Origin of the sequence: Pseudomonas sp. RC10-4-2, from assembly GCF_050433085.1 — a bacterium.
GTDB classification, from domain to species: domain Bacteria; phylum Pseudomonadota; class Gammaproteobacteria; order Pseudomonadales; family Pseudomonadaceae; genus Pseudomonas; species Pseudomonas aeruginosa.
Genome location: NZ_JBNPXX010000005.1, coordinates 467789 through 494677 on the forward strand (window position 1 = coordinate 467789; position 26889 = coordinate 494677).

Consider the following 26889-nt stretch of genomic DNA (forward strand, 5'->3'; position numbering starts at 1 on the left):
CAGGTCCCGCCTTAGAGTTCGTAGCCGTAGGACTTGATCAGCGCGGCGGCCTTGGCGCCCTTCAGGTAGTCGACCAGGGCCTTGGCGGCGGCGTTGTCCTTGCCCTTGTTGAGGATGACCGCGTCCTGGCGGATCGGGTCGTGCAGCTCGGCGGGAACGATCCAGGCCGAGCCGGTTGCGACTTTACCATCCTTGTAGATCTGCGACAGGGCGACGAAGCCCAGTTCGGCGTTGCCGCTGGAAACGAACTGGTAGGCCTGGCTGATGTTCTGGCCTTCCACCAGCTTCGGCCCGAGCGTGGCGGCGAGGCCGAGCTTGTCCATCGCCTGGGTGGCGGCGAGGCCGTAGGGCGCGGTCTTCGGGTTGGCGATGGACAGGTGCCTGAAGCTGCCACTCTTCAGCACCTCACCCTTGGCGTCGACGTAGCCGGCCTTGGGCGACCAGAGTGCCAGGGTGCCGATGGCATAGGTGAAGCGCGAGCCGGGCACGATCTCGCCTTCCTGCTCCAGTTTCGCCGGAGTGCTGTCGTCGGCGGAGAGGAAAACCTGGAACGGCGCGCCGTTCTTGATCTGCGTATAGAACTGGCCGGTGGCGCCGTAGGCGGCAACCAGCCTGTGCCCGGTGTCTTTCTCGAATTCCTTGGCGATGGCCTGGATCGGCGCGGTGAAGTTGGCCGCGACGGCGACCTGCACCTCGTCGGCGCTGGCGGCCAGGGATACGGCGCTGGCGAGGAGGGCGAGCAATAGCTGGGGCAGGCGGGTGGTCATGGAGTGCTCCTGTGGGGGCGAACGAAGTTGGCGGACGGGGCTGGCGCAAGCTTAGGGGTTCGCTATGGCTTTTGGAATATAGCGCTACGCGGAAATTGATCCGGCGCAAGTCGCTCAGCCGGCCAGCGCGCGGAAACGCCGACGCGGCGCGGCCTCGCCGGGGAGTGCCAGGCAGCCGGCGCAGACCAGGCGGACGATGTTTTCCGCCGCCTGCCGGTAGTCGCTCGCGTCCAGCCCGGCCTGGCCGGTGAGGCGCGCCAGTTGCCAGCCGCCAAGGGCATAGGACTCGGTCATCGCCCACAGGTTGAGCAGCAGGTGGTACGGATCCAGCGGCGCCAGCAGGCCTTCGTCGATCCACTGGCGGATGCGCTCGGCGTTGCGTTCCGCCTGGGCGTCGAGGCGTTCCAGCAGCGGCGCCGGCATGCGCGGCGCGCCGCGCATGATCTCGCAGGAGAAGACCCTGGCCGCGTGCGGCCGCTCGGCGCCGATGCGCATCTTGTTGTCGACGTAGGCGCGTAGCGCCTCGGCGGGCGGCTGGTCGCCGGCGAATGGCCGGGAGGCTTCCAGCAGGGGCTCGACGATGCTGTCCAGCACCGCCTCGTAGAGTTGCGCCTTGGAGCGGTAGTAATAGAGCACGTTGGCCTTCGCCACGCCGGCGCGCTCGGCGACGTCGCTGAGCCGGGCGGCGCTGAAGCCGCAGTCGGCGAAGACTTCGCAGGCGGCGTCGAGGATCAGTTGCAGGTTGCGTTGGCGGATCTTCTTCATCGGGACCGATACGGGGCAGGTTTCGTTGTTAATATTTTTATATAACGAACGCCTTGTGCCTGGATAGTCGTCGTCAGGCCGGCGACGCTTGATCGGATGCGCATTGCCAAGCCGTGGGGGCGCTGGTATCTGTATGCATGAACAGTACCAGGCTCCGCTTCCCGTGAATTCCCCAGCGCTTCCCGAACCCTTCTACTACCTGCACAACTTCCGCGCGGTGCTCGCCTGGATCGGCGAACGCTATGCCGATCTGCTCGACGATCAGGAACGTGCCTTCATCGCCGCGTTCGCCGAGCTGCCCGAGGCCAGCCAGGCCCTGCTGGTGCGCATGGTGATGCGCAAGGGCACGCTGTTCCGCGAAGGCAAGCTGGCCTATGCCGAGATCGGCGACACGCGCGCCGCCGTGCAACCGCTGTTGGCATTGGGCTGGGTGGACGCGCAGCCGACCCTGGAACTGGCGCAACTGTTCGGCTTGCTGAGGAAGGACGAATTGTCGCAGCTGTTCAGGGACCATCTCGGGCGCGCGAACCTGCGCAAGGATGCGCTGCTGGAACGGCTCCAGCCGTTGTTCCCCGAGGCGCGGCGGCTCGCCGAGTGGCAGGCCGACTTCGCCGAACCGGTCTACGAGTTGCGCTGCATGGCGCTCTGCGACCGGTTGCGGTTGATGTATTTCGGCAACCTGTGGCAGGACTGGTCGGAGTTTGTCCTTGCCGACCTGGGTATCTATCGTTACGAAAGCGTCGAGTTTTCCGCCGACTCCCGCGGCTTTCGCCTGCGCGCCGACGTCGACGCCTATCTCCACCTGTTCGACTGCCGACAGCGCTTCGACCTCGGCGAGCCGCTGGAGGAACTGCTCGCCGGCCTGCCGGGCGAACCCTACGCCAATCCCTGGCTGGAAGGGCGGCGGGTCAAGCTGCTGTTCCAGTTCGCCCAGCACTGCGAAAAGCAGCGGGATTTCGACCTGGCCCAGCGGCTCTATCGCCAATCCAGCCACCCCGGCGCGCGCCTGCGGGCGATTCGCAGCCTGGAACGCGGCGAGCGCTTCGCCGAAGCCCATGCATTGGCGCGGGAGGCCAGCTGTGCGCCGGAAAGCGACGCCGAACGCCAGGGCCTGGCCCGATTGCTGCCGCGCCTGCAAGGCAAGCTCGGCCTGCCGCGACAGGCGCGGGCGGCGGCTCCGGAAATCGACCGCCTGGACCTGTGCCTGGCGTACCCGAGCGAACCCTGTAGCGTCGAGTGGGCGGTCCGCGAGCACCTGGAAGAGCCCGATTGCGCGGTGCACTACGTCGAGAACGGCCTGATCAATTCGCTGTTCGGACTGCTCTGCTGGGAGGCGATCTTCGCCGCCATTCCCGGGGCGTTCTTCCATCCCTTCCACAGCGCGCCGGCGGACCTGCACAGCGCCGACTTCCGCCAGCGCCGCGCCGCCCTGTTCGAGGCCTGCCTGGGACGGCTGGAGGACGGCAGCTACCGCGACGCGATCCGCTGTCGCTACCGCGACAAGTTCGGCCTGCAGTCGCCCTTCGTCTACTGGGAACTGCTTGGCGAGGAACTGCTCGAACAGGCGCTCGATTGCCTACCGGCGGCCCACCTGCGCGCCTGGTTCGAACGCCTGCTGGAGGATATCCCGGGCAACCGCGCCGGCCTGCCGGACCTGATCCAGTTCTGGCCGGCGCAGCGGCGCTACCGGATGGTCGAGGTCAAGGGACCGGGCGACCGCCTGCAGGACAACCAGTTGCGCTGGCTGCAATTCTGCCGCGAGCGGGAGATGCCGGTGGCGGTCTGCTACGTGCGCTGGCATTTCGATGACTGAGCAGGGCGGCGAGGCGCTGTACCAGGTGGCGGTGCGCGCGCTTTGCGAGTTCAGCGCCAAGCGCGGCGACCTCGACCTGCGCTTCACCCCGTCGCCCAGCGCCCTGGAAGGCATCGCCGGACATACCCTGGTGACCTCCCGGCGCCCCGCTCACTACCAGCGCGAAGTGGCGCTGGACGGACGCTACCGTCACTTGCAGGTGCGCGGCCGGGCGGATGGGTACGATCCGCAGGCGAACTGCCTGGAGGAAATCAAGACCCACCGCGGCGACCTCGCCCTGCAACCGGCCAACCACCGGCACCTGCACTGGGCCCAGGCCAGGGTCTACGGCTGGCTGCTCTGCGCCGAACGGAAGCTGGAGGAAGTCGAACTGGCGCTGGTCTACCTGGAGGTCGGCAGCCAGAAGGAGACCCGCTTCGTCGAGCGGGTGCGGGCCGACGAGCTGCGGCTGTTCTTCGAGAGCCAGTGCCAGGCGTTTCTCGCCTGGGCCGAGCAGGAACTGGCGCACCGCCAGCGGCGCGACCGCGAACTGGCCGCGTTACGCTTTCCCCACGCCGAATTCCGCCACGGCCAGCGGCAACTGGCGGAGGCGGTGTACAAGGCCGCCTCCGCCGGTTGTTGCCTGATGGCCCAGGCGCCGACCGGGATCGGCAAGACCATCGGCACGCTGTTCCCGCAACTCAAGGCGATGCCCGGGCAGCGCCTGGACCGGCTGTTCTTCCTGGCCGCCAAGACCCCGGGCCGGGCCCTCGCGCTGCATGCCCTGCGTAGCCTGGAAGGGGAGACCGGCGGACTGCCGGTGCGGGTGCTGGAACTGGTGGCGCGGGACAAGGCCTGCGAGCACCCGGACAAGGCCTGCCACGGCGAGTCCTGTCCCCTGGCCCAGGGCTTCTACGAACGCCTGCCGGCGGCCCGCGCCGCCGCCGTGGAGGCGCGCTGGCTGGACCAGGCGCGGTTGCGCGAGGTGGCGCTGGCGCACCGGGTCTGTCCCTACTACCTGGGCCAGGAACTGGCGCGCTGGTGCGACCTGGCGGTGGGCGACTACAACTACTACTTCGATCTCGGCGCCATGCTCCATGGCCTGGCCCAGGTCAACCAGTGGCGGGTGGCGGTACTGGTGGACGAGGCGCACAACCTGGTGGAGCGCGGCCGGCGGATGTATTCCGCCGAACTCGACCAGGGCGATTTCCTCGGTGTGCGCAAAACCGCCCCGGAGGCCCTGAGGAAACCGCTGGAGCGCATCCAGCGTGCCTGGAACGAACTGGCCAAGACCCAGGCGGACGACTACCAGGCCTACGACGAGCCTCCGCAGAAGCTGCTCCTGGCCTTGCAGAACGCGGTGGCGGCGATCAACGACCTGCTCGCCGAGCAACCGCAGGCGCTGGAGCCGGCGTTGCAGGAGTTCTACTTCGCGATCCTGCAGTTCGGCCGTCTCGCCGAGCTGTTCGGCGAGCATTCGCTGTTCGACATCGAGAAGCGCCCAGGCCGCAACGGCCGCAGCCTGGCCCGGCTGTGCCTGCGCAACGTGGTGCCGGCGGCGTTTCTCGGCGAGCGCTTCGCCGCCAGCCGCTCCACCGTGCTGTTCTCCGCTACCCTCGGGCCGCGCGACTATTACGCCGACCTGCTCGGCCTGCCGGCGGGCACGCCCTGGCTGGAAGTGGACTCGCCATTCAGCGCCGAGCAACTGGAGGTGCACATACAGCGTCGGGTTTCCACGCGCTATGCGCAGCGCCAGGCATCCCTGGCGCCCATCGCAGCGATTCTCGGCGAGCAGTTTCGCCAGCGGCCGGGCAACTACCTGGCCTTCTTCAGCAGCTTCGATTACTTGCAGCAGGCGCTGGACGTCTTCCGCCAGGCATACCCGTGGGTGCCGTGCTGGAGCCAGACGCCACGGATGGACGAGGCGGAGCGCCGGGTCTTCCTCGAGCGCTTCGTCGCGGGCGGCGAGGGCATCGGCTTCGCCGTGCTCGGCGGTGCCTTCGGCGAAGGCATCGACCTGCCTGGCGAGCGCCTGATCGGCGCCTTCATCGCCACCCTCGGGTTGCCCCAGGTGAATCCGGTGAACGAGCAGATCCGCCTGCGCATGCAGCGCCTGTTCGGTGACGGCTACGACTACACCTACCTGTATCCGGGACTGCAGAAGGTGGTCCAGGCCGCCGGGAGGGTGATCCGCAGCCGCAGCGATCGCGGCGTGGTGCACCTGATCGACGACCGTTTCGCCCAGGCCAAGGTGCGCCGGTTGCTGCCGGGCTGGTGGCAACTGCGTTGACCCGTGGCGATACGCCGGCAGGTGCTGCCGGACAGCCGGACAGCCATGTATAATCGCGTCCCCACGATTTCCCCCGATCCGGATACGCCATGGCTTCCGCTCCCGACGCTCTTCCCCAGGCCCTTTCCTCCGACGACGCTCCGGCCCAGGCCGCGCCGAGCGACGCCAGCGCGTTGCTGAAGGCCGCCCTGGCGAAGAAGAACCAGGCCCAGCTCTATCCGCAGCGGAAGATCCACGACAAGGGCCAGCGTCCCGGCATGGCGCCGCGCGGTACCCGTCGTTCGATGGGCAAGCGCTGAGGCCTTTCCCGCGCCTGGCGTTTTGTGGGCCAGTTCCCGCCACGAAGGATCAAAGCGGGCAGCCTTAACAGTTTTGCCCTTTCGCGGCCGTAGGCCGCAGCCCCATCCCTTATGCTCGCCGCCCCTGGGCGAGCCGCGTCGATGCAGCGCGCCCGTTTGCCGGAATCCGCCTGCTGCATGTCGCGTCACCTTCCATCGTCTTTCGTTTCCCTGCGCAGCCTGGCCGGGCATGCGCCCGCTGTGCTTTGCGTGCTGCTGCTGGCGTTGCTCAGCGCCAGCCTGGCCAGCCAGACGCGCTCGCTGCGCCGCGAGCTGGCGGAATTGCCCGCCGCAGCGGCCCCGGCGCCGCCAGCCAACCCTTCAGCGGCCCCGCGCGCGGCGTTAGCCGGCTTGTTCGGTGGCGCTCCGTCGCCGCGCGGCGCGACGGCGGGCGAGCGTCTGCAATTGCGCCTGCTGGCCTGCTTCCTGGCGCGTCGCGAGGACCGCTCGGCGGCGCTGATCGCGGTGGCCGGGCGCTCGCAGCGCTTCCTGCCGGGCGCCGAAGTGCGCCCCGGCACCGTGCTGCTGGCGGTTCATCGCGACCATGTGGTGCTGCGCGACCAGGGTTATGAAGAACGTCTGTATTTCCCCAAAGCCGAAGGGGCAGAAACCACCCATGCCACGTTGTAGTACCCGTTCCGCCCAGCGCCTGTCTCCGCTGTTCCTGGTCCTGTCGCTGGCCGTCCTCGGCCTGGCGCCGCCGGTCCATCCGGCACCTGCCGAGACTGCCGCCGCGCAAGAGGAAGAGCAGTGGACGATCAACATGAAGGATGCCGAGATCGGCGACTTCATCGAGCAGGTATCGAGCATCAGCGGCCAGACCTTCGTCGTCGATCCGCGGGTGAAGGGGCGGGTCACGGTGGTATCCCAGGCGCGGCTCAGCCTGGCGGAGGTCTACCAGCTGTTCCTTTCGGTGCTCGCCACCCATGGCTACGCAGTGCTGCCGCAGGGCGACCAGGCGCGTATCGTGCCGAACATGGAGGCACGCCAGGACGCCGCGCAGAAGACCGTCCGCGATGGGCCGGGCAGCCTGGAGACGCGGGTGGTCCAGGCGCAGCAGACCTCGGTGGCGGAACTGATCCCGATGATCCGGCCGCTGGTCCCGGCCCATGGCCATCTGGCCGCCGTACCGTCGGCCAACGCGCTGATCGTCAGCGACCGCCGCTCCAACATCGAGCGCATCGAGGCGATCGTGCGCAGCCTCGACCGGGCCGGCGAACATGACTACAGCATCTACGACATGCGCCATGCCTGGGTCGCGGAAATCGCCGAGGTGCTCGATCGCAGCGTCACCCCGGCCGCCGGGAAGAGCGCCGCCACCGTCCAGGTCCTCGCCGACAGCCGCAGCAACCGCCTGGTCCTGCTCGGTCCGCCGCAGGCGCGAGCGCGCTTGCTGCGGCTGGCGCAGTCGCTCGACGTCCCCTCGTCGCGGTCGGCGAACAGCCGGGTGATCCGCCTGCGCCATGGCGACGCCAAGACCCTTGCCGCCACCCTCGGGGAGATCGGCGAATCGCTGCACGGCGAGCGGGGCCAGGATGGCCGGGGAAGCGGCAAGCGCGGCCTGCTGGTGCGCGCCGACGAATCGCTGAATGCCCTGGTGATCCTCGCCGACCCGGAGGATGTCGGCCTGCTCGAGGACATCGTCCGCCAGCTCGACGTGCCGCGCGCGCAACTGCTGGTGGAGGCGGCGATCGTCGAGCTGTCCGGCGAGATCGGCGACGCCCTCGGGGTGCAATGGGCGCTGCGTAGCGGGCATGTCGCCGGCGGCGCTGGCTTCGCCGACAGCGGGTTGTCCATCGGCACCCTGCTGGGCGCGTTGCAGGCCGGCAAGCCGCCGGCAGAGCTGCCCGACGGTGCGATAGTCGGCCTCGGCAGTCGCGATTTCGGCGCACTGGTCACCGCGCTGAGCCGCAATAGCCGCAGCAACCTGCTGTCGACGCCGAGCCTGCTGACCCTGGACAACCAGAAGGCGGAAATCCTGGTCGGCCAGAACGTGCCGTTCCAGACCGGCAGCTACACCACCAGCGCCAGCGGTTCGAGCAATCCGTTCACCACTGTCGAGCGCAAGGATATCGGGGTGACCCTCAAGGTCACGCCGCACATCGGCGAGGACCGCATGCTGCGCCTGGAGATCGAGCAGGAAATATCCTCCATCGCGCCAACCGCCACCCTGGCGGCGAAGGCGGTGGACCTGGTGACCAACAAGCGCTCGATCAAGAGCACCGTACTGGCTGACGACGGCCAGGTCATCGTCCTCGGTGGATTGATCCAGGACGACTTGCAGCGCAGCGATTCGCGGGTACCGCTGCTGGGCGACATCCCCGGCGTCGGCCGGCTGTTCCGCTCGTCCCGCGAGACCCGGGTGAAGCGCAACCTGATGGTCTTCCTGCGACCGAGCATCGTCCGCGATGCCGCCGGCCTGGAGCGCATCAGCCATGGCCGTTACCGTTCCATCCAGTTGCTGCGCGGTGCCGCCGGCGAACCGGCGCACCCGCTGTTCGAGGATGCCGGCGCCATCGACCTGCGTCCCGCCGCCCAGGTCGCACCGGCACCTATTGGCTCGCCGCGCAGCTATCCGGCTCCAGCCCCGGTGCTGATGGAGAAGCCGCGCCTGGCGGACCCGGCGTCCCTGGGCGACGGTCGCGGCGGCGAGGTGCTGGAGGTTCGCCAGGGCACGCACGCGCCGCAGCCGCCGTCACCCCAGCGCTACGCCGTGCGATTGGTCGAGGGCAGCAGCGAAGCCTTCATGCGCGCGCTGATCGAGCGGCATCCGGGCCTGTCGTTGCGTTTGCGCCGCGAACTGCGCGATGGCCAGGAGCTGTTCGCGGTGGAGCGGGGCGACTACCTCGACCCGGAGCAGGCACGCCGGGCCCTGGCGGAACTGCCCGAAAGCCTGCCGCGAGGGAAGGCGCGGGTGATTGCGCATACGCCGGGAAGCGCCCTGTGACGGACTTCGAATCCTCGCGTCGCGCTCCGTCCACCGGATTGTCCGGCGCGCTGCGGCGGCCGCGCTCCAGCGCAGCGCCACTGCCAGATCTGGCAGTTGTCGCTGGCGGGGACGGAGGCTTTAGTAGCCGCACTTTTTTCCAGGGCCGGGCAGTGGGACCGCAATGCATGGACGACATCGAGACCAGAGTGAGGAAACTGGTAGCCGCCCGGTTCGGCGTGGAGGAATGCGACATCCGGCTGGACAGCGACTTCCGTAACGACTTCGGTGCCGAGTCGCTCGAGGTAGTCGAACTGGTCATGGCCCTGGAAGCGGAGTTCGGCGTCGAGATCGCCGATGACGATGCGGAACGGATCGAGACCGTGCGCCAGGCCATCGACTATCTCGAGGAAGCCGTGCCGACCTGACTCCCCCTGGACCACCGGCCGATGCCGTGGTCATTCCCTGCGAAACGCTGTGCGCCACCTCCCGCCCGTGCCGGCGGCAAGGTGCGCGACGTCCCGCGCTTCGATTACGCCGGATCGTCCAGCCCGCCCCGGGCCGATCCGGCTTTTTTTTGCCCGCCGCCGCGATTGCGAGGCGGCCGCCGTCGGTTGGATTTCCTGAATCTTCCCGCGCCTCGCCGGTCGACCGAACAAGGGCAGCGTGCCATTCCCGGCGCGTGCCCGCCATTCGTAACGGAGGTCGTCATGGCTACACGACGGAAAACAACACCCCAGGAAATCGATGATATCCAGGACCGCATGGGTTCGATGCGCGAGCTCGATTTCGACGAGCGCCGCCAGGCGCGTAAGGCGCGGATCGGCGACGAGCGGCCCGAGGCCGAGGTGGAGGCCGAATTTTCCTCGCGGCGGGTACGCGAGGCGGGCCACGCTGGCGGGCAGCCGGACGAGGACGATGGTTACCAGGATAACGTCGGCATGGACGATCTGGCGCCGGAAACCCTGATCGACGAAAGCGGCGCCCGCTCGCCGGCCGAGCGCGGCGGCGAATCGCCCGCGGACAAGCGCCTGAGGGTCGTGCATGGCAACGAGATCGGAGCCGGCCACGGCCTCGACGAGGCCGAGCTGGCGCGTCGTGATCCGCTCGACGGTTCCTCCGACGAGGAACGCTGAGCGCGCAGACTGTATCGAAGTATTTCCGACGCCTGGCGTTCTGTGATCGATTCGGCTCGGTTGGAGTGCGCTGCCGCACGCTTTACAGCCGGACGGAGCGGGGCACCGGATCTACTGCAAAAGCTGATAGTTGTCTTCCCGGGTGACGGCGTTGCACGGTCCTGCGGCGTGCAACCCGGCCTGGGCGAAATACCGGCGGAGCGGACCAGGCTATCCCGTCGGAGGCGATGTCGCCGGGCTGCTGGCTTTCAAGGTTTCCCTTCGATGACCAGGAGCTACCCATGCAGCACAAAAGATCCCGCGCGATGGCGAGTCCGCGCTCGCCGTTCCTCTTCGTCTTGCTGGCGCTCGCCGTGGGCGGTACGGCCAATGCCCATGACGATGGCCTGCCGGCCTTCCGCTATTCGGCGGAGCTACTCGGCCAGTTGCAACTGCCCAGCGTGGCCCTACCGCTGAATGACGACCTGTTCCTCTACGGTCGCGACGCCGAGGCGTTCGACCTCGAGGCCTACCTGGCGGTGAATGCGCCGGCGCTGCGCGACAAGAGCGAATACCTGGAGCACTGGAGCGGCTACTACAGCATCAACCCGAAAGTGTTGCTGACCCTGATGGTCATGCAATCCGGGCCGTTGGGGGCGCCGGACGAGCGCGCCTTGGCGGCGCCGCTGGGACGGCTGTCGGCGAAACGCGGCTTCGATGCCCAGGTCCGCGACGTGTTGCAGCAGTTGTCGCGGCGCTACTACGGTTTCGAGGAATACCAGTTGCGCCAGGCGGCTGCGCGCAAGGCCGTCGGCGAGGACGGCCTGAACGCGGCATCGGCCGCGCTGCTCGGTCTGTTGCGAGAGGGGGCGAAGGCCTCCGCCGTGCAAGGCGGCAATCCGCTCGGCGCCTACGCGCAGACCTTCCAGCGCCTGTTCGGCACCCCGGCCGCGGAACTCCTGCAGCCGCGCAACCGCGTGGCCCGGCAACTCCAGGCGAAGGCCGCGCTGGCGCCGCCATCCAACCTGATGCAATTGCCCTGGCGCCAGGGCTATTCCTGGCAGCCCAACGGAGCGCATTCGAACACCGGCTCGGGCTATCCGTACTCGTCCTTCGATGCGTCCTACGACTGGCCGCGCTGGGGCAGTGCGACCTACAGCGTGGTCGCCGCCCACGCCGGTACGGTACGGGTGCTGTCGCGCTGCCAGGTACGGGTGACCCACCCCAGCGGCTGGGCCACCAACTACTACCATATGGACCAGATCCAGGTGAGCAACGGCCAGCAGGTCAGCGCCGACACCAAGCTCGGCGTCTATGCCGGCAACATCAACACCGCGCTCTGCGAGGGTGGCAGCTCCACCGGACCGCACCTGCATTTCTCGCTGCTCTACAACGGCGCCTTCGTTTCCCTGCAGGGCGCCAGCTTCGGTCCGTACCGGATCAACGTCGGCACCAGCAACTACGACAACGACTGTCGCCGCTACTATTTCTACAACCAGAGCGCCGGCACCACCCATTGCGCTTTCCGTCCGTTGTACAACCCCGGCCTGGCGCTCTGAGTCGGCGCGGGGCCCGGCTCCAGCCGGGCTCCGCCGCGAGCGAAACGGCGCTGAACAGCTGGCGCGTCGCTGCCGCCGCGCCCGGCGCCAGGCTGACCGCGTGGGCCGGCATGCTCAGCCGCGCCGGGGCAGCAGGGCGTAGGCGTCGCGAACCACATCCTTGCCGTAGTGGCGTTCCAGGCGGCGGACGATGAAGTGACCGCGCGCCATGGCCTGGAAATGGTTCATGAACACCGTGTTGATCGCCGCGCCGCCGAGGGCACCGACGATGGGCACGATCTGCGCCGCAAGCTTTTCCGAATACTGCACGCCCAGGCGCTCGGCGACCTTGCGCACCAGGGCCAGGAGCATCGGCGCGGCCTTCTTGCTGCCGGCGTCCTTGCCGAGGAAGTCGGCGGCCGCCTTGACCTGCTGGGCCAGCGCCGTACGCACCGCGTAGTAGCCGGACTCCGACGCGTCGTCCGAGGCGGATTTGCCGCCGAGGGCGAAGACTTCGATACAGGCCATCAGGGTGTCCATGTCCCTGATCGACTCGCCCTCGCTGCGCGCGATGTCGGCGATGGAACGGAAGATGATGCCGGTGGTGACCGGCACCTCGACCAGCATCGCCAGCGGCCCGAAGAAGCCGCCGACGCCACCGGAAACGGCGGCGCCGAGGGTATGCAGGCGGTTCGCCGGTTGACCGCTGGCGTTTTCCTGGAGAGTGGCGGTGGCCGAGCGGGCGACTTTCAGCAGCGCTCCCTCGATCACCGAACCGAGCTTCTCGTTGACCTTCCGCGGCAGCTTCTTCAGGCCGTATTCGATCGGCGTGCCCAGCAGGCTGGTGAGTTGCGCGGTGAGTCCAGGGTTCTCCAGCAGGTTCTTGGCGGCCTGGAGTTGCTTGAGATCGGCGGGGGAAAGGCTCATGGAAGGTCCGGCTGACGGTGGTCGGTCAACCTAACCACTGTCCACCGGCGTTGTCCACGCTCAATAGTCGCCGCGCTTGCGGAAGGCCCAGCGGCCGGCGAGGAAGGTGAAGCTGGCGACCAGCACGAGCATGATCCAGAAGCCTTCAGGATCGTCGGCGAAGGGAATCCCGCCGACGTTCATGCCGAAGAAGCCGGCGACGATGTTGATCGGCAGGGCCAGCACCGTGACCATGGTCAGGGTGAAGAGGATGCGGTTGTTCTGTTCGTTGAGCTTGGCCGCGATCTCTTCCTGCAGCAGCTTGATCCGTTCGCCCAGGGCGGTCAGGTCGCTGATCACCAGGGAGAACTCCTCGGTGGCTTCGCGCAGCTCCCGCAGGTCGGCATCCTGTAGCCATTCCGGGGGTCGGTTGAGCAGGCGCAGCAGCGAACCGGGCTCCAGCGCCAGCAGGCGTTGCAGGCGTACCAGCACGCGCCGCATGGCGCCGAGGTCGGCGCGGTTGGCGGAGAGGCGCAGGGCCAGTAGCTGGTCCTCGATGCGGTCCACTGCGACGCTGGTTTCGCGGACGATCTGGGTCAGCACGTCGCCCTGGTCGCGCAACAGGTGGATCAGCAACTGCAGGGGCGAACGGAAAGGTTCGCCGTGCTTCACCGAAGAGCGCAGCTTGTCCACCGAGCGCAGCGGTTGTGCTCGTGCACTGACCAGCAGCCGGCCGCGGGCGCAGACCCACAGGGTGGCCACGTCCGAGGAGACCAGGCCGAAGTTGAAGACCACGTCGTTGACCACTGCCAGCAGCGCCGAGTCGACGTGTTCGATGCGCGTCGAGCGCGAGCCTTCGCGCAGGCTTTCGAAGAAATACTCCGGCAGTTCCAGATGCTTCTTCATCCAGCGCTCGCAGGCGGCATGGGCGAGGTTCAGGTGCAGCCAGAGGAACTCGTCCGGCGCCTCCTCGCGAGCCTGCCGCAGGCAGGCGAGGGCGGTAGCCGAGTCGATTTCCCGCCCCGCTTCGCCGGGGCGGAAACGGAAACCGTAGATCAGGCCGAACAGGTCGGCGTCCTGGGGCGGGGAGATACCGTGATGCATGGTCGCTCGCGGGAGAGGATCGGTTGGATAACTTGGCATCGTGACGATGACGCTTTGATTGCAGGACGATGAAGGCCGCTTCGCGGGATGCCCGGCGATGCTTTCCGTTGGAACTGTCGGGGTCGTCTTGCCGTCGCCTCGCGCCGACGAACTACGAGGTGCCGGGAAGTGCTATTTCATTTCTCCCGGTTTTTTATGAAATACGCATCGTAGAGTTCTGATATTTGCCCGCTGGGTTATTTAGTCGATTTGCCGTGCCAGGTGATGGGGGTTGTTTATAAAGTATTATAACTTTTTGATTATATATTGTTTATCAATTAGATAGGCGTGTGATGGCTAAATGGCTGCATGTTTTCCAGGGGTTATCTAAATTGAATTTTTCATGGGGGTTTTCTTAGTCGTTATATATAAAGTCAGACTCGCCTTTTATTTAAAAGCTGCTATTTCTGGATTACATGGTGCGGCCGTTCGGTCGCTGCTTGACAAGAGGAATGTCGGAAATGTCGATCCAGGCGAAAGTTACCCCTATCGATCAGAGTATTTCTTCTGCGGCTGCCGTCGAGGTTCCGGAAAACGGGATACTCAAACTCTCCCAGAGCAGTAATGTCGCGCTCGATGTCGCACCGGAGTCGGTGGCGGGATACTCGAAGAGCGGTTCGGACCTGATCGTCCAGCTGAAGACCGGGGAAAGCGTACGCATCGCCAACTTCTATGCGGAAGGCCAGCCTTCCAGCCAGCTGTTCCTGGCCGACAAGGACAAGCTGGTGGCGGTAGACCTGCCGCCGGTCGCCGCCGACGGGCCGCTGATGGCCGGCTACATCCCGCAGGAAAGCCTGGCCGGTTTCGAGTCGCTGACCGGCGCCGGTGTGCTCGGTGGCATGAGCGCAGGGACTGCGCTGCTGGTCGGTGCGGCGGCCATCGGCGCCGGGGTGGCGATTTCCAACAGCAGCGGTGGCGGTGGCGGCGGCGGTTCTTCGGTGCCCCCGGACACCACTCCGCCGAAGGCGGCCAGCGGCCTGAAGATAGCGCCTGACGGCAGCAGCATCAGCGGCCAGGCCGAGGCCGGCGCGAGCGTCGGCATCGATACCAATGGCGACGGCAAGCCGGACCTCACCGTGATCGCCGATGCCAACGGCAATTTCACCGCTCCGCTGAACCCGCCGCTGACCAATGGCCAGACGGTCACCGTGGTGGTCACTGACCCGGCTGGCAACGCCAGCCCGCCGGCCCAGGTCACCGCTCCGGACACTACCGCCCCGGCGCCGGCTACCGACGTGCAGGTGGCGCCGGACGGCAGCAGCGTCACCGGCAAGGCCGAACCCGGCTCGACGGTGGGCGTCGATACCGACGGCGACGGCCAGCCGGACACCACCGTGGTGGTCGGCCCCGGCGGCAGCTTCGAGGTTCCGCTGAACCCGCCGCTGACCAATGGCGAGACGGTGACGGTGATCGTTACCGACCCGGCCGGCAACAACAGCACCCCGGTGACCGTCGAGGCGCCGGACACCACAGCCCCGGCGCCGGCCACCGACGTGCAGGTGGCGCCGGACGGCAGCAGCGTCACCGGCAACGCAGAGCCGGGCGCCACCGTCGGTGTCGACACCGATGGCGACGGCCAGCCGGACACCACCGTGGTGGTCGGCCCCGGCGGCAGCTTCGAGGTCCCGCTGAACCCGCCGCTGACCAATGGCGAGACGGTGACGGTGATCGTTACCGACCCGGCCGGCAACAGCAGCACCCCGGTCACCGCCGAAGCTCCCGACTTCCCCGACGCGCCCCAGGTCAATGCCAGCAACGGCAGCGTCCTCAGCGGTACGGCGGAAGCGGGCGTGACCATCGTGATCACCGACGGCAACGGCAATCCGATCGGCCAGACCAGCGCCGATGCCAACGGCAACTGGAGCTTCACCCCCGGTAGCCAACTGCCGGATGGCACCGTGGTCAATGTGGTGGCCAGGGACGCCGCCGGCAACAGCAGCCCGGCGACCTCCATCACCGTCGACGGCGTGGCGCCGAACGCGCCGGTGGTCGAGCCGAGCAACGGCAGCGAACTCAGCGGGACTGCCGAACCGGGCAGCAGCGTGACCCTGACCGACGGCAATGGCAATCCGATCGGCCAGACCACCGCCGATGCCAACGGCAACTGGTCTTTCACGCCGTCCACCCCGCTGCCGGACGGTACCGTGGTCAACGTGGTGGCCAGGGATGCCGCCGGCAACAGCAGTCCGCCGGCCAGTGTTACCGTGGATGCCGTCGCGCCGGCCACGCCCACCGTCGATCCGAGCAACGGTACGACCCTCAGCGGCACCGCCGAGCCGGGCGCTACCGTGACCCTGACCGACGGCAACGGCAACCCGATTGGCCAGGTCACCGCCGACGGCAGCGGCAACTGGACCTTCACCCCGAGCACGCCGTTGCCCAACGGCACGGTGGTCAACGCCACGGCTACCGACCCGTCCGGCAACGCCAGTTCGCCGGCCAGCGTCACCGTGGACGCCGTGGCACCGGCCACGCCAGTGGTCAACCCGAGCAACGGCACCACGCTCAGCGGCACCGCCGAGCCGGGCGCCACCGTGACCCTGACCGATGGCAACGGCAATCCCATCGGGCAGGTCACCGCCGATGGCAGCGGCAACTGGAGCTTCACTCCGACCACGCCGTTGCCCAACGGCACCGTGGTCAACGCCACGGCCACCGACGCCTCCGGCAACACCAGTGCGGGCAGCAGTGTCACCGTGGACTCGGTAGCCCCGGCCACGCCAGTGATCAACCCCAGCAACGGCACCACGCTCAGCGGCACCGCCGAGCCGGGCAGCAGCGTGACCCTGACCGATGGCAACGGCAACCCGATCGGGCAGGTCACCGCCGACGGCAGCGGCAACTGGAGCTTCACCCCGTCCACGCCGCTGGCGGATGGAACCGTGGTCAACGCCACGGCCACCGATCCGGCGGGCAACACCAGCGGCCAGGGCAGCACCACCGTCGATGGCGTGGCGCCGACCACGCCGACCGTCAACCTGAGCAACGGCAGCAGCCTCAGCGGCACTGCGGAACCGGGTAGCACGGTGATCCTCACCGACGGCAACGGCAATCCGATCGCCGAGGTCACCGCCGACGGCAGCGGCAACTGGACCTACACCCCGTCCACGCCGATCGCCAACGGCACCGTGGTCAACGTGGTGGCCCAGGACGCCGCCGGCAATAGCAGCCCGGGCGCCAGCGTCACCGTGGACTCGCAAGCCCCGGCGGCGCCGGTGCTCAACCCGAGCAACGGCACCACGCTCAGCGGCACCGCCGAGCCGGGCGCCACCGTGAGCCTGACCGACGGCAACGGCAACCCGATAGGCCAGGTCACCGCCGACGGCAGTGGCAACTGGAGCTTCACGCCGGGCACGCCGCTGGCTAACGGCACCGTGGTCAACGCCACGGCCAGCGACCCGACCGGCAATACCAGCGCTCCGGCCAGCACCACCGTGGACTCGGTGGCGCCGGCCGCGCCGGTGGTCAATCCGAGCAACGGCGCGGAGATCAGCGGCACCGCCGAACCGGGCGCCACCGTGACCCTGACCGATGGCAGCGGCAATCCGATCGGGCAGGTCACCGCCGACGGCAGCGGCAACTGGAGCTTCACCCCGTCCACGCCGCTGGCGGATGGAACCGTGGTCAACGCCACCGCTACCGACCCGGCCGGCAATACCGGCGGCCAGGGCAGCACTACCGTGGACGCCATCGCGCCGGCCACGCCGACCGTCAACCTGAGCAATGGCAGCAGCCTCAGCGGCACTGCGGAACCGGGCAGCACGGTGATCCTCACCGACGGCAACGGCAATCCGATCGCCGAGGTCACCGCCGACGGCAGCGGCAACTGGACCTACACCCCGTCCACGCCGATCGCCAACGGTACTGTGGTCAACGTGGTGGCCGAGGACGCCGCCGGTAACAGCAGCCCGCCGGCGACGGTGACCGTCGATTCCAGCGCGCCGCCGGCGCCGGTGATCAACCCGAGCAACGGCGTCGTCATCAGCGGCACCGCCGAGGCCGGTGCCACCGTGACCCTCACCGATGCCGGCGGCAACCCGATAGGGCAGGTCACCGCCGACGGCAGCGGCAACTGGAGCTTCACGCCGGGCACGCCGCTGGCCAACGGCACGGTGATCGTCGCCACGGCCACCGACCCGACCGGCAATACCGGCCCGCAGGCCGCCACCACGGTGGACGCGGTGGCGCCGCCGGCGCCGGTGATCGATCCGAGCAACGGCACGACCATCAGCGGCACCGCGGAGGCCGGGGCCAAGGTGATCCTCACCGACGGCAACGGCAACCCGATCGGCGAAACCACCGCCGACGGCAGCGGCAACTGGACCTTCACGCCCGCCACGCCGCTGGCCAACGGCACGGTGGTCAACGCCGTGGCCCAGGACCCTGCGGGCAACACCGGCCCGCAGGGCAGCACTACCGTGGACGCGGTGGCGCCGAACACGCCTGTGGTCAATCCGAGCAACGGCAACCTGCTCAACGGTACCGCCGAGCCGGGCAGCACCGTGACCTTGACCGACGGCAACGGCAACCCGATCGGCCAGACCACCGCCGATGGCAGCGGCAACTGGAGCTTCACGCCCGGCTCGCAACTACCCAACGGCACCGTGGTCAACGTGACCGCGAGCGACGCCGCCGGCAATACCAGCGCTCCCGCTACCACGACGGTGGATTCCTCGCTGCCGTCGATCCCGCAGGTGGATCCGAGCAACGGTTCGGTGATCAGCGGCACCGCGGACGCCGGCAACACCATCATCATCACCGATGGCAACGGCAACCCGATTGGCCAGGTCACCGCCGACGGCAGCGGCAACTGGTCCTTCACTCCAGGCATCCCGCTGCCGGATGGCACGGTGGTCAACGTGGTGGCGCGCAGCCCAAGCAATGTCGACAGTGCGCCGGCGGTGATCACGGTGGATGGCGTGGCCCCGGCGGCGCCGGTGATCGATCCGAGCAACGGCACCGAGATAAGCGGTACCGCGGAGGCTGGCGCGACGGTGATCCTCACCGATGGCGGAGGCAACCCGATTGGCCAGGCTACCGCCGACGGCAGCGGCAACTGGACGTTCACCCCGGGCACCCCGCTGGCCAACGGCACCGTGATCAACGCCGTGGCCCAGGACCCGGCCGGCAACACCAGCGGTCCGGCCAGCGTCACCGTCGATGCCATCGCCCCGCCGGCGCCGGTGATCGATCCGAGCAACGGAGTCGTCATCAGCGGTACGGCGGAAGCCGGGGCCACGGTGATCCTCACCGACGGCAACGGCAACCCGATCGGCCAGGTCACCGCCGACGGCAGCGGCAACTGGGCCTTCACGCCCGCTACGCCGTTGGCCAATGGCACGGTGATCAATGCGCTAGCCCAGGACGCCGCCGGCAACAACAGCAGTCCCACCAGCGCCACCGTCGACTCGCTGGCGCCAGCAGCCCCGGTGATCGATCCGAGCAACGGTAGCGTGATCGCCGGTACCGCCGAGGCTGGTGCCACGGTGATCCTCACCGACGGCAACGGCAACCCGATCGGCCAGGTCACCGCCGATGGCAGCGGCAACTGGAGCTTCACGCCCGGCACGCCGCTGGCCAATGGCACGGTGGTCAATGCGGTGGCCCAGGACGCTGCCGGCAACACCAGCGGCCCGGCCAGCACCACGGTGGACTCGGTGGCGCCGGCCGCGCCGGTGATCGACCCGAGCAACGGCAGCGTGATCGCCGGTACCGCGGAAGCCGGTGCGGCGGTGATCCTCACCGATGGCGGCGGCAACCCGATCGGCCAGGCCACCGCCGACGGCAGCGGCAACTGGACGTTCACCCCGAGCACCCCGCTGGCCAACGGCACGGTGATCAACGCCGTGGCCCAGGACCCGGCCGGCAATACCAGCGGTCCGGCCAGCGTCACCGTCGATGCCATCGCCCCGCCGGCGCCGGTGATCGATCCGAGCAATGGAGTCGTCATCAGCGGTACGGCGGAAGCCGGGGCCACGGTGATCCTCACCGACGGCAACGGCAACCCGATCGGCCAGGTCACCGCCGACGGCAGCGGCAACTGGAGCTTCACGCCCGGCACGCCGCTGGCCAACGGCTCGGTGATCAATGCGCTGGCCCAGGACGCCGCCGGCAACGCCAGCGGCCCGGCCAGCACCACGGTGGACTCGGTAGCCCCGGCCACCCCGGTGCTCGATCCGAGCAACGGTACGGTGATCAGCGGTACCGCCGAAGCCGGGGCCACGGTGATCCTCACCGACGGCGGCGGCAACCCGATAGGGCAGGCCACCGCCGATGGCAGCGGCAACTGGAGCTTCACTCCGGGCACACCGCTGACCAACGGCACGGTGATCAATGCGGTGGCCCAGGACGCCGCCGGCAACACCAGCGGTCCGGTCAGCACCACGGTGGACGCGGTGGCCCCGGCCACCCCGGTGATCGACCCGAGCAATGGTGTCGAACTCAGCGGCACCGCCGAACCCGGCGTCCGGGTGATCCTCACCGATGGCAATGGCAACCCGATCGGCCAGACCCTCGCCGACGGTAGCGGCAACTGGACCTTCACACCGGGCACGCCGCTGGCCAACGGCACGGTGGTCAACGCCGTGGCCCAGGACCCGGCCGGCAATACCAGCGGTCCGGCCAGCACCACGGTGGATACGGTGGCGCCGGCCACGCCGGTGATCAATGCCAGCAACGGCAGCGTGATCACCGGCACCGCCGAGGTCGGCGCCAAAGTGATCCTCACCGACGGCAACGGCAACCCGATCGGCGAGACCACCGCCGACGGCAGTGGCAACTGGACCTTCACCCCCGGCACGCCGCTGGCCAACGGTACGGTGATCAACGCCGTCGCCGAAGACGCCGCGGGCAACGCCAGCGGTCCGGCCAGCACCACGGTGGACTCGGTGGCGCCGTCCGCTCCGCTGCTGAGCATCAGCGCCGACGGCGCGCTGCTGACCGGCACCGCCGAGCCGAACAGTCAGGTGCGTATCGTGGTCAACGGCGACACCGCCAACCCGATCACGGTCACCGTCGACGGCGCCGGCAACTTCAGCCTGCCGTTCGCGCCGCCGCTGATCACCGGCGAACTGATCGCCGGGGTTGCCGTGGACGCCGCCGGCAACGTCAGCGGGCCGGCCACCATCAACGCGCCGGACCTGGCGCCGCCGACCATCAGCGTGCCGGAAGCCGCCGATACCTGGATCAACGCCGCGGAGATCGGCGACGGCATCCAGGTCGATGTGACGGTCCGTCCGACCATGCAGGTCGGCCAGGTGGTCACGGTCAAGTTCGCCGGGCAGAACGGCTACGAGGCCGAGGTCAGCCATACCCTCACCGCCGGCGACATCGCCGCCGGCAACCTGACCCTGACCCTGACGCCTCCCGGCGGCATGGGCCCGTTCCCGGAGGGCGCCTCGACCGTCACCGCCGACATCAACGGCGGCACCGCGTCGACCCCGGTGCCGTTCACCATCGACACCATTCCGCCGGCGACCCCGGTGCTGTCCCTGGTCGGCAACATCCTGACCATCTCGGCGGAGCCAGGGACCGAGTTGACGGTGACCGTCGACGTCGGCGGGGTGACCGCCACCGCCACGGTGACCGCCGACAACAGCGGGCTGGCGTCGCTGAACCTGCTCACCGACCTGGACATCGACTTCAGTTGGGACCAGTTGCTCAATGCCCAGGTGTCGGTGGTCGGACGCGACCCGGCCGGCAACCCGAGCAACACGGCGAGCATCGGCGTCGGCACCAGCATCGAGCAACCGGTGACCATCGGCAACTTCGGCCTCGACGTCAGCCTCAACCCGCTGAACCCGCGTTTCGGTTTCAGCGGAACCACCGAGCCTGACTCCAGCGTGGTGATCCGGGTCATCACCCCGGCGTTGAACGTCGAATTGCTGCCGATCCAGGCGGATTCGTCCGGAAACTTCTCGCTGAACCTGCTGAGCCCGACCATCCTCACCCAGTTGGGGCTGAACATCACCGACATCCTCAACCTCGGCTCGCAGATCTCGTTCAACCTGGTGTCCACCGACTCCAATGGCAACGACAGCGCCGCCTACGGGATCACCCTGACCCCCAACGGACTGTCGCTCAATATCGGCCAGATCGATGTCAACGGTACTTCCGGCGACGACGTGCTGTCCGGCGCCAACGGCAGTTCGGAGCACATCAACGGTGGCGACGGCAGCGACCTGATCTTCAACGTGGGCACCGGCGATCACGTGGTGGCCGGCAACGGCAACGACACCATCCAGATCACCGCGACCGATTTCGTCAGCATCGATGGCGGCGCCGGGTTCGACACCCTGGTCCTGGCCAACGGCATCGACCTCGACTACAACGCCGTCGGCGTCGGCACGCTCAGCAACCTCGAGCGCATCGACCTCGGCAAGGGCGATTCGGGTAGCGTGCTGACCCTGACCGCGGCGGAGGTGGATGCCATCACCGATGCCAACAACACGTTGCAGATCACCGGCGAGAACAACGACACCCTGAACGTGGTGGGCGCGGTGAATACCGGTACCACGCAACTGATCAACGGCATTACCTACGACGTCTACACCTTCGGCAGTACCACCCTGCTGATCGAGGACAACACGGTACAGGTCGTGGTCTGATGCGCGGGCGCAGGCAGTACGCGCGCAAGGGACGGCGGCATGGGAAGGGAGCCATCTGGCTCCTTTCCCTGGGTCTGCCGATGTTCGCGTCGGCCATGCCCCTCGACCAGGCGGTCAGGGCAGGGCTGGCGATCCACCCGGAAGTACGATCCGCGATGGCCGAAGCGGACCGTGCAGGCACCGAGGTGGAGATGGCCAAAGGGGGGTACTACCCCTCCGTGACAATGTCCGGGGGGCCGCAGGAGTTCGACTTCGGCGAGATCGTCTACGATCTCACCGCGTCGCAGATGCTGTACGACTGGGGTCGGGTGACGAGCAAGGTCGACAGCGCCAGCGCGACCCAGCGCAAGCTGTCCGAGGCGGTGCTGGTGGCGCGCGACGATGCGGCGCTGGATATCGTCGAGACCTACCTCGACGTGCTTGCCTCGGAGCGCCGGGTGGAGGCGGTGCGCGAACACATCCAGCGCCTCGACGGCATCCGCGAGATGACCCAGGCGCGCGGCGGCGACGGCTACGCCGACCGCAGCGAGCTGGATCGCGCCAATCTGGAACTGTCGCGGGCCCAGGAGCAGTTGTCGCTGGAGAAGGGCAACCTGCAGGACGCGCGCAACCAGTACGCGATCCTGGTCGGCCAGGAGCCCGCCGACCTGGTGGAGCCCGAGCCGATGTCGCTGCAACGCTACCTGGCGGCCAGCGATATGGCGCGGGTGATCCGCGAATCGCCTTTGCAGCGCAAGGCCCTGGAGGACGCCAATGTCGCCGAGGCCGAGGTCCGCGAGGCCAAGGCGTCGCTGCTGCCGCAACTGAACCTGGAGGCCAGCGCGCTGCGCCGGGAGATCGGCGGGCATCCGGAAAGCGACTCGGTGGTATCCCTGCGCTTCCGCATGGACACCTTCCAGGGGCTTTCCAACTTCCGCCGGCCGACCGCCGCGCAGCAGCGCCTGGAGTCGGCGAAATGGAGCGCCGACGCGATGCAGCGCGACATCCGCCGGCAACTGCAGAACCTCTTCGACAACGGCGACACGCTGCGCTGGCGAGAACAGTCGCTGACCCAGCAGGTGACCGAGTCGGAGCAGGTCGGCGAGTTGTATCGCGAACAGTTCGAGGTTGGCCGGCGCGACGTGATCGACCTGCTCAACGTGCAGCGCGAGCGGTTCGAGGCAGAGCGGCAACTGATCAACCTGCGGATCGAACGCAAGCGCATCGAGTATCGGGCGGCCGCGCAAGTCGGCCTGTTGGGTCCGCTATTGGAGAACCGGCTGAATCATGGAAGCTGAGAAAACCCCGGATAACGTCGTGATCCTCAACCACGACCCCATCGTCGACCCGTTGCGCCAGGGCTTGTTGCTGCTCTGCCGGCAGCTTGGCCGACCGCTCGGCGACGCTGAACTGGTGGACGGCATGCCGCTGGAGCACGGTCGCCTGCCGTTGCACCTGGTGGCCCGCGCGTTGCGCCGCGCCGACATCACTGCCCAGGTCACCCGCCAGCCGTTGCGCCGGATCGATCGCTACCTGCTGCCGGCCCTGCTGCTGCTCGACGACGGCCGCGCCCTGGTGCTGGTGGGCAACGACGGCGAGCATGCCGAGGTGCTGGTACCGCAGAGCGACGGCGGAAGCCAGAGGATGCCGCTGGCCGAGCTGGAAGCGCTGTACAGCGGCACGGCGATCTTCGCCAAGTGCCGCTACCGCCCGGACGGGCGGGTCGGCGACTACGCCAGCGCCTTGCCCGAACACTGGTTCTTCGGCCCGCTCAAGCGGCTCTGGCGTTCCTACGCCGAGGTCGCCGCCGCAGCGTTGGTGGCCAACGTCCTGGCGGTCGCCTCGGCACTGTTCGCCATGCAGGTCTACGACCGCGTGGTGCCCAACGCGGCCTTCGACACCCTGTGGATCCTCGCCAGCGGCGTGGCCCTGGCGATCGTCCTCGACGGTGTCCTGCGGATCATGCGCGGCCACCTGCTCAACGTGCTCGGCAAGCGCCTCGACCTGCAACTCTCGACCCTGCTGTTCTCCCGCGTGCTGAGCACCCGGGTCGCCGCCAAGCCGGCGTCGATGGGCGCCTTCAGTACCCAGGTGCGGGAGTTCGAGTCGGTGCGCGAGTTCTTTACCTCGTCCAGCGCGGCGCTGATCAGCGACCTGCCGTTCGTGGCGATCTTCCTGCTGATCATCGCCGTGATCGGCGGCCATGTGGTCTGGGTGCCGCTGGTGGCCTGCGTGCTGATGATCCTGCCGGGGCTGCTGACCCAGCGCCTGCTCGGCCACCTGTCGCGGCAGAACCTGCGCGAAGGGGCGATGAAGAACGGCGTGCTGCTGGAAGCCTTCGAACACCTGGAGACGGTCAAGGCGACCCGCGCCGAAGGCCGCTGCCTGCACCAATGGGAAACCCTGACCGGCGAACTGGCCGGCACGGCGATGAAGACCCATACCCTGGCCTCGACCCTGAGCTACTCGGCGAGCATCGTCCAGCAGCTCTGCTACGTCGGCGTGGTGGTCTTCGGCGTCTATCGGATCAGCGAGGGCGCGATGACCGTCGGCGGCCTGGTGGCCTGCTCGATCCTCGCCTCGCGGGCCATCGCACCGCTGTCGCAGGCGGCCGGCATCCTCGGTCGCTGGCAGCACACCAAGGTGGCGATGGAAGGCCTCGACCAACTGATGAGCGCCGAGCAGGAGCGACCCCAGGGCAAGCGCTTCGTGCACAAGGAGCGCCTGCAGGGGCATTACCGCCTGGAGGGCGTGCGCCTGGCCCACGGCGACAGCCCGCCGGTGGTCGACGTGCAGGCCCTGAACATCCGCGCCGGCGAGCGGGTGGCGCTGCTCGGCGGCAACGGCGCCGGCAAGTCGACCCTGCTGCGCCTGCTCAGCGGCCTGCTCGACGCGCAGGCGGGACGCCTGCTGCTGGACGACGTCAGCCTGACCCAGATCGACCCGGCCGACCGCCAGCGCGGTATCGGCTACCTGCCGCAGGACGTGGCGCTGTTCCATGGCAGCCTGCGCGACAACCTCAACCTGGAGAACGCCGCGCTGGGCGACGAGGAACTGCTGGAGACCCTCGACGGGGTCGGCCTGGGCGCCTTCGTCCGCGGCCACCCGCTGGGGCTGGACATGCCGATCCAGGGCAACGCCAGCCTGTCCGGCGGCCAGCGCCAGGCCGTCGGGCTGGCCCGGGTGCTGCTACAGGACCCTCCGATCCTGCTGCTCGACGAGCCGACCGCGGCCTTCGACCAGGGCAGCGAGAAACAGGTCATCGACTACCTGCAGCAATGGTTGGGCAAGCGCACCCTGGTCATCACCACCCACAAGAAAAGCATGCTCGCCCTGGTCGAGCGTGCGGTGGTCCTGCGCCAGGGCAGGGTGATCATGGACGGCCCGCTGGAGCAGGTGGTGCAGGGCAACCAGGTACAGGCACCGCAGGCCGCCGAAGGAGGCAACCATGGACTCTGACCGCGACGCCGCCGCCCTGCGCCGGCAACTGGCCGACCCGTTGCTGGCGGCTACCCACCCGGTCTACCGGCCGCTGCTCTGGACCCTGCTCGGTTGCGTGCTGCTGTTCATCGGCTGGGCGGCCTGGGCGCAACTGGACGAGGTGACCCGCGGCGACGGTCGGGTCGTGCCGTTCAGCCGCATCCAGAAGATCCAGAGCCTGGAGGGCGGCATCCTCGACCGCCTGCTGGTGAAGGAGGGCGACCTGGTGGAAGTCGGCCAGCCGCTGGTGCGCCTCGACGAGACGCGCTTCCTCACCAACTTCCAGGAGTCGGCGAACCAGGCCAGCGTGCTGCGCGCGGCCATTGCCCGGCTCGACGCCGAGGTGCTAGGCAAGAAGAGCATCGAGTTCCCGCCGGACGTCGATCCCGAGGGGCCGCTGGCGCGTTCCGAACGCGAGCTGTTCAAGTCGCGCCGCGACAAACTGGTGGAGGGCACCCAGGCGATCCAGCGGCAGATTCACCTGGCGCAGAGCCAGCTCGACCTGGTTCGCCCGCTGGTGGCCAAGCGTGCGGTGAGCCAGATGGAGGCGCTCAAGCTGAGCCAGGACATCGCCACCCTCAGCGGCAAGCTGACCGAGCTGAAAAGCACCTATTTCCAGGATGCCTATACCGAGCGCGCCCAGCGCAAGGCCGATCTCAGCGCCCTGGAACCGATCGTCCAGCAGCGCCAGGACCAGTTGCGCCGCACCGAGATCCTGTCGCCAGTGCGCGGGCGGGTGAACACCGTGCTGATCAACACCCGCGGCGGGGTGATCCAGCCCGGCGAGCCGATCATGGAAGTGATCCCGGTAGAGGAGCGTCTGCTGGTGGAGGCGAAGATCAAGCCGCGCGACGTGGCCTTCCTGGTTCCCGGCATGCCGGCCAAGGTGAAGATCACCGCCTACGACTACACCATCTACGGCGACCTCAAGGGCACCCTGGAGCAGATCAGTGCCGACACCATCGAGGAGGACACCCCGCATGGCAAGGAGTCCTACTACCAGGTGCTGATCAAGACCGATGGCAGCCAGTTGAAGCGCGGCGAGGAGGTGTTGCCGATCATTCCGGGGATGGTCGCCGAGGTGGACATCCTCAGCGGCAAGCGCAGCGTGCTCAACTACCTGCTGCGGCCGCTGATCAAGGCGCGCCTTTACTGAGGCGTGCAGGACAGGCCCGGTCGGTGGAAACGTGCCAGCCGCTTCCCTGTAGCCATGGCGAGCTACGTAGGCGGTGGCGCTGGTAACG

At 68.2% G+C, this 26889-nt stretch carries 16 protein-coding genes; 12 read left to right on the plus strand and 4 right to left on the minus strand.

Features of this window, described 5'->3' with window-relative positions; translation table 11 throughout:
- Positions 1-11: 11 nt before the first annotated feature.
- Both modA and FHW81_RS23530 read right to left on the minus strand, forming a co-directional pair.
- Positions 12-767, minus strand: coding sequence for a molybdate ABC transporter substrate-binding protein (gene modA, locus FHW81_RS23525; protein WP_003117674.1), 756 nt, complete (start codon positions 765-767; stop codon positions 12-14).
- Between the two features lie 114 nt (positions 768-881).
- Positions 882-1532: a TetR/AcrR family transcriptional regulator gene (locus FHW81_RS23530; protein ID WP_003098214.1), complete on the minus strand. Its 651-nt coding sequence runs from the start codon at positions 1530-1532 to the stop codon at positions 882-884.
- Between the two features lie 133 nt (positions 1533-1665).
- Here FHW81_RS23530 and fan1 point away from each other — a divergent pair, with 133 nt between their 5' ends.
- The 8 genes from fan1 (at position 1666) to lasA (ending at position 11552) form a co-directional block, all read left to right on the plus strand.
- Entirely contained in the window at positions 1666-3345 is a 1680-nt protein-coding gene (gene fan1 / locus FHW81_RS23535; protein ID WP_058174153.1) for a nuclease Fan1, read from the plus strand.
- Complete coding sequence (locus tag FHW81_RS23540; protein WP_030048277.1) at positions 3338-5614, plus strand: ATP-dependent DNA helicase; 2277 nt, start codon at positions 3338-3340, stop codon at positions 5612-5614. Before fan1 ends, FHW81_RS23540 begins: the two co-directional genes overlap by 8 nt.
- Positions 5615-5703: 89 nt before the next feature.
- Positions 5704-5913 carry a hypothetical protein gene (locus FHW81_RS23545; protein WP_003088087.1) on the plus strand — a complete coding sequence of 70 codons (210 nt, stop codon included), beginning with the start codon at positions 5704-5706 and terminating at the stop codon, positions 5911-5913.
- Between the two features lie 141 nt (positions 5914-6054).
- On the plus strand, positions 6055-6582 hold the full coding sequence (locus FHW81_RS23550) for a type VI pilus biosynthesis protein (RefSeq protein ID WP_003113617.1): 528 nt from the start codon (positions 6055-6057) through the stop codon (positions 6580-6582).
- A complete protein-coding gene (gspD, locus tag FHW81_RS23555; protein ID WP_031629691.1) occupies positions 6569-8899 on the plus strand; it encodes a type II secretion system secretin GspD in 2331 nt (776 codons plus the stop codon). The genes FHW81_RS23550 and gspD overlap by 14 nt, the downstream gene beginning before the upstream one ends.
- Positions 8900-9066: 167 nt before the next feature.
- Positions 9067-9306, plus strand: coding sequence for an acyl carrier protein (gene acpP / locus FHW81_RS23560; protein ID WP_003106681.1), 240 nt, complete (start codon positions 9067-9069; stop codon positions 9304-9306).
- Between the two features lie 282 nt (positions 9307-9588).
- A complete protein-coding gene (locus tag FHW81_RS23565) occupies positions 9589-10014 on the plus strand; it encodes a hypothetical protein (protein WP_003120217.1) in 426 nt (141 codons plus the stop codon).
- 281 nt (positions 10015-10295) lie between these two features.
- Positions 10296-11552, plus strand: a complete 1257-nt coding sequence (lasA, locus tag FHW81_RS23570; protein WP_003120216.1) for an elastinolytic metalloprotease LasA — start codon at positions 10296-10298, stop codon at positions 11550-11552.
- 114 nt (positions 11553-11666) lie between these two features.
- On the opposite strand, the gene FHW81_RS23575 is transcribed toward lasA, so the two are convergent.
- Together FHW81_RS23575 and FHW81_RS23580 are read right to left on the minus strand one after the other, a co-directional pair.
- Positions 11667-12458 (minus strand): EcsC family protein, encoded by a 792-nt coding sequence (locus FHW81_RS23575; protein ID WP_023116614.1) that lies wholly within the window; start codon positions 12456-12458, stop codon positions 11667-11669.
- 60 nt (positions 12459-12518) lie between these two features.
- On the minus strand, positions 12519-13541 hold the full coding sequence (locus FHW81_RS23580) for a transporter (protein ID WP_003088098.1): 1023 nt from the start codon (positions 13539-13541) through the stop codon (positions 12519-12521).
- Between the two features lie 500 nt (positions 13542-14041).
- On the opposite strand from FHW81_RS23580, the gene FHW81_RS23585 reads away from it, so the two are divergent.
- From FHW81_RS23585 to FHW81_RS23600, 4 genes are read left to right on the plus strand one after another with little or no spacing between them, the layout of a single operon-like run.
- On the plus strand, positions 14042-22186 hold the full coding sequence (locus FHW81_RS23585; RefSeq protein WP_121417833.1) for an Ig-like domain-containing protein: 8145 nt from the start codon (positions 14042-14044) through the stop codon (positions 22184-22186).
- Positions 22186-23463 carry a TolC family protein gene (locus FHW81_RS23590; protein WP_003102743.1) on the plus strand — a complete coding sequence of 426 codons (1278 nt, stop codon included), beginning with the start codon at positions 22186-22188 and terminating at the stop codon, positions 23461-23463. Before FHW81_RS23585 ends, FHW81_RS23590 begins: the two co-directional genes overlap by 1 nt.
- On the plus strand, positions 23453-25624 hold the full coding sequence (locus tag FHW81_RS23595; RefSeq protein ID WP_009876279.1) for a type I secretion system permease/ATPase: 2172 nt from the start codon (positions 23453-23455) through the stop codon (positions 25622-25624). Before FHW81_RS23590 ends, FHW81_RS23595 begins: the two co-directional genes overlap by 11 nt.
- A complete protein-coding gene (locus tag FHW81_RS23600; protein ID WP_003102741.1) occupies positions 25614-26801 on the plus strand; it encodes an HlyD family efflux transporter periplasmic adaptor subunit in 1188 nt (395 codons plus the stop codon). The genes FHW81_RS23595 and FHW81_RS23600 overlap by 11 nt, the downstream gene beginning before the upstream one ends.
- Positions 26802-26889: the final 88 nt, after the last annotated feature.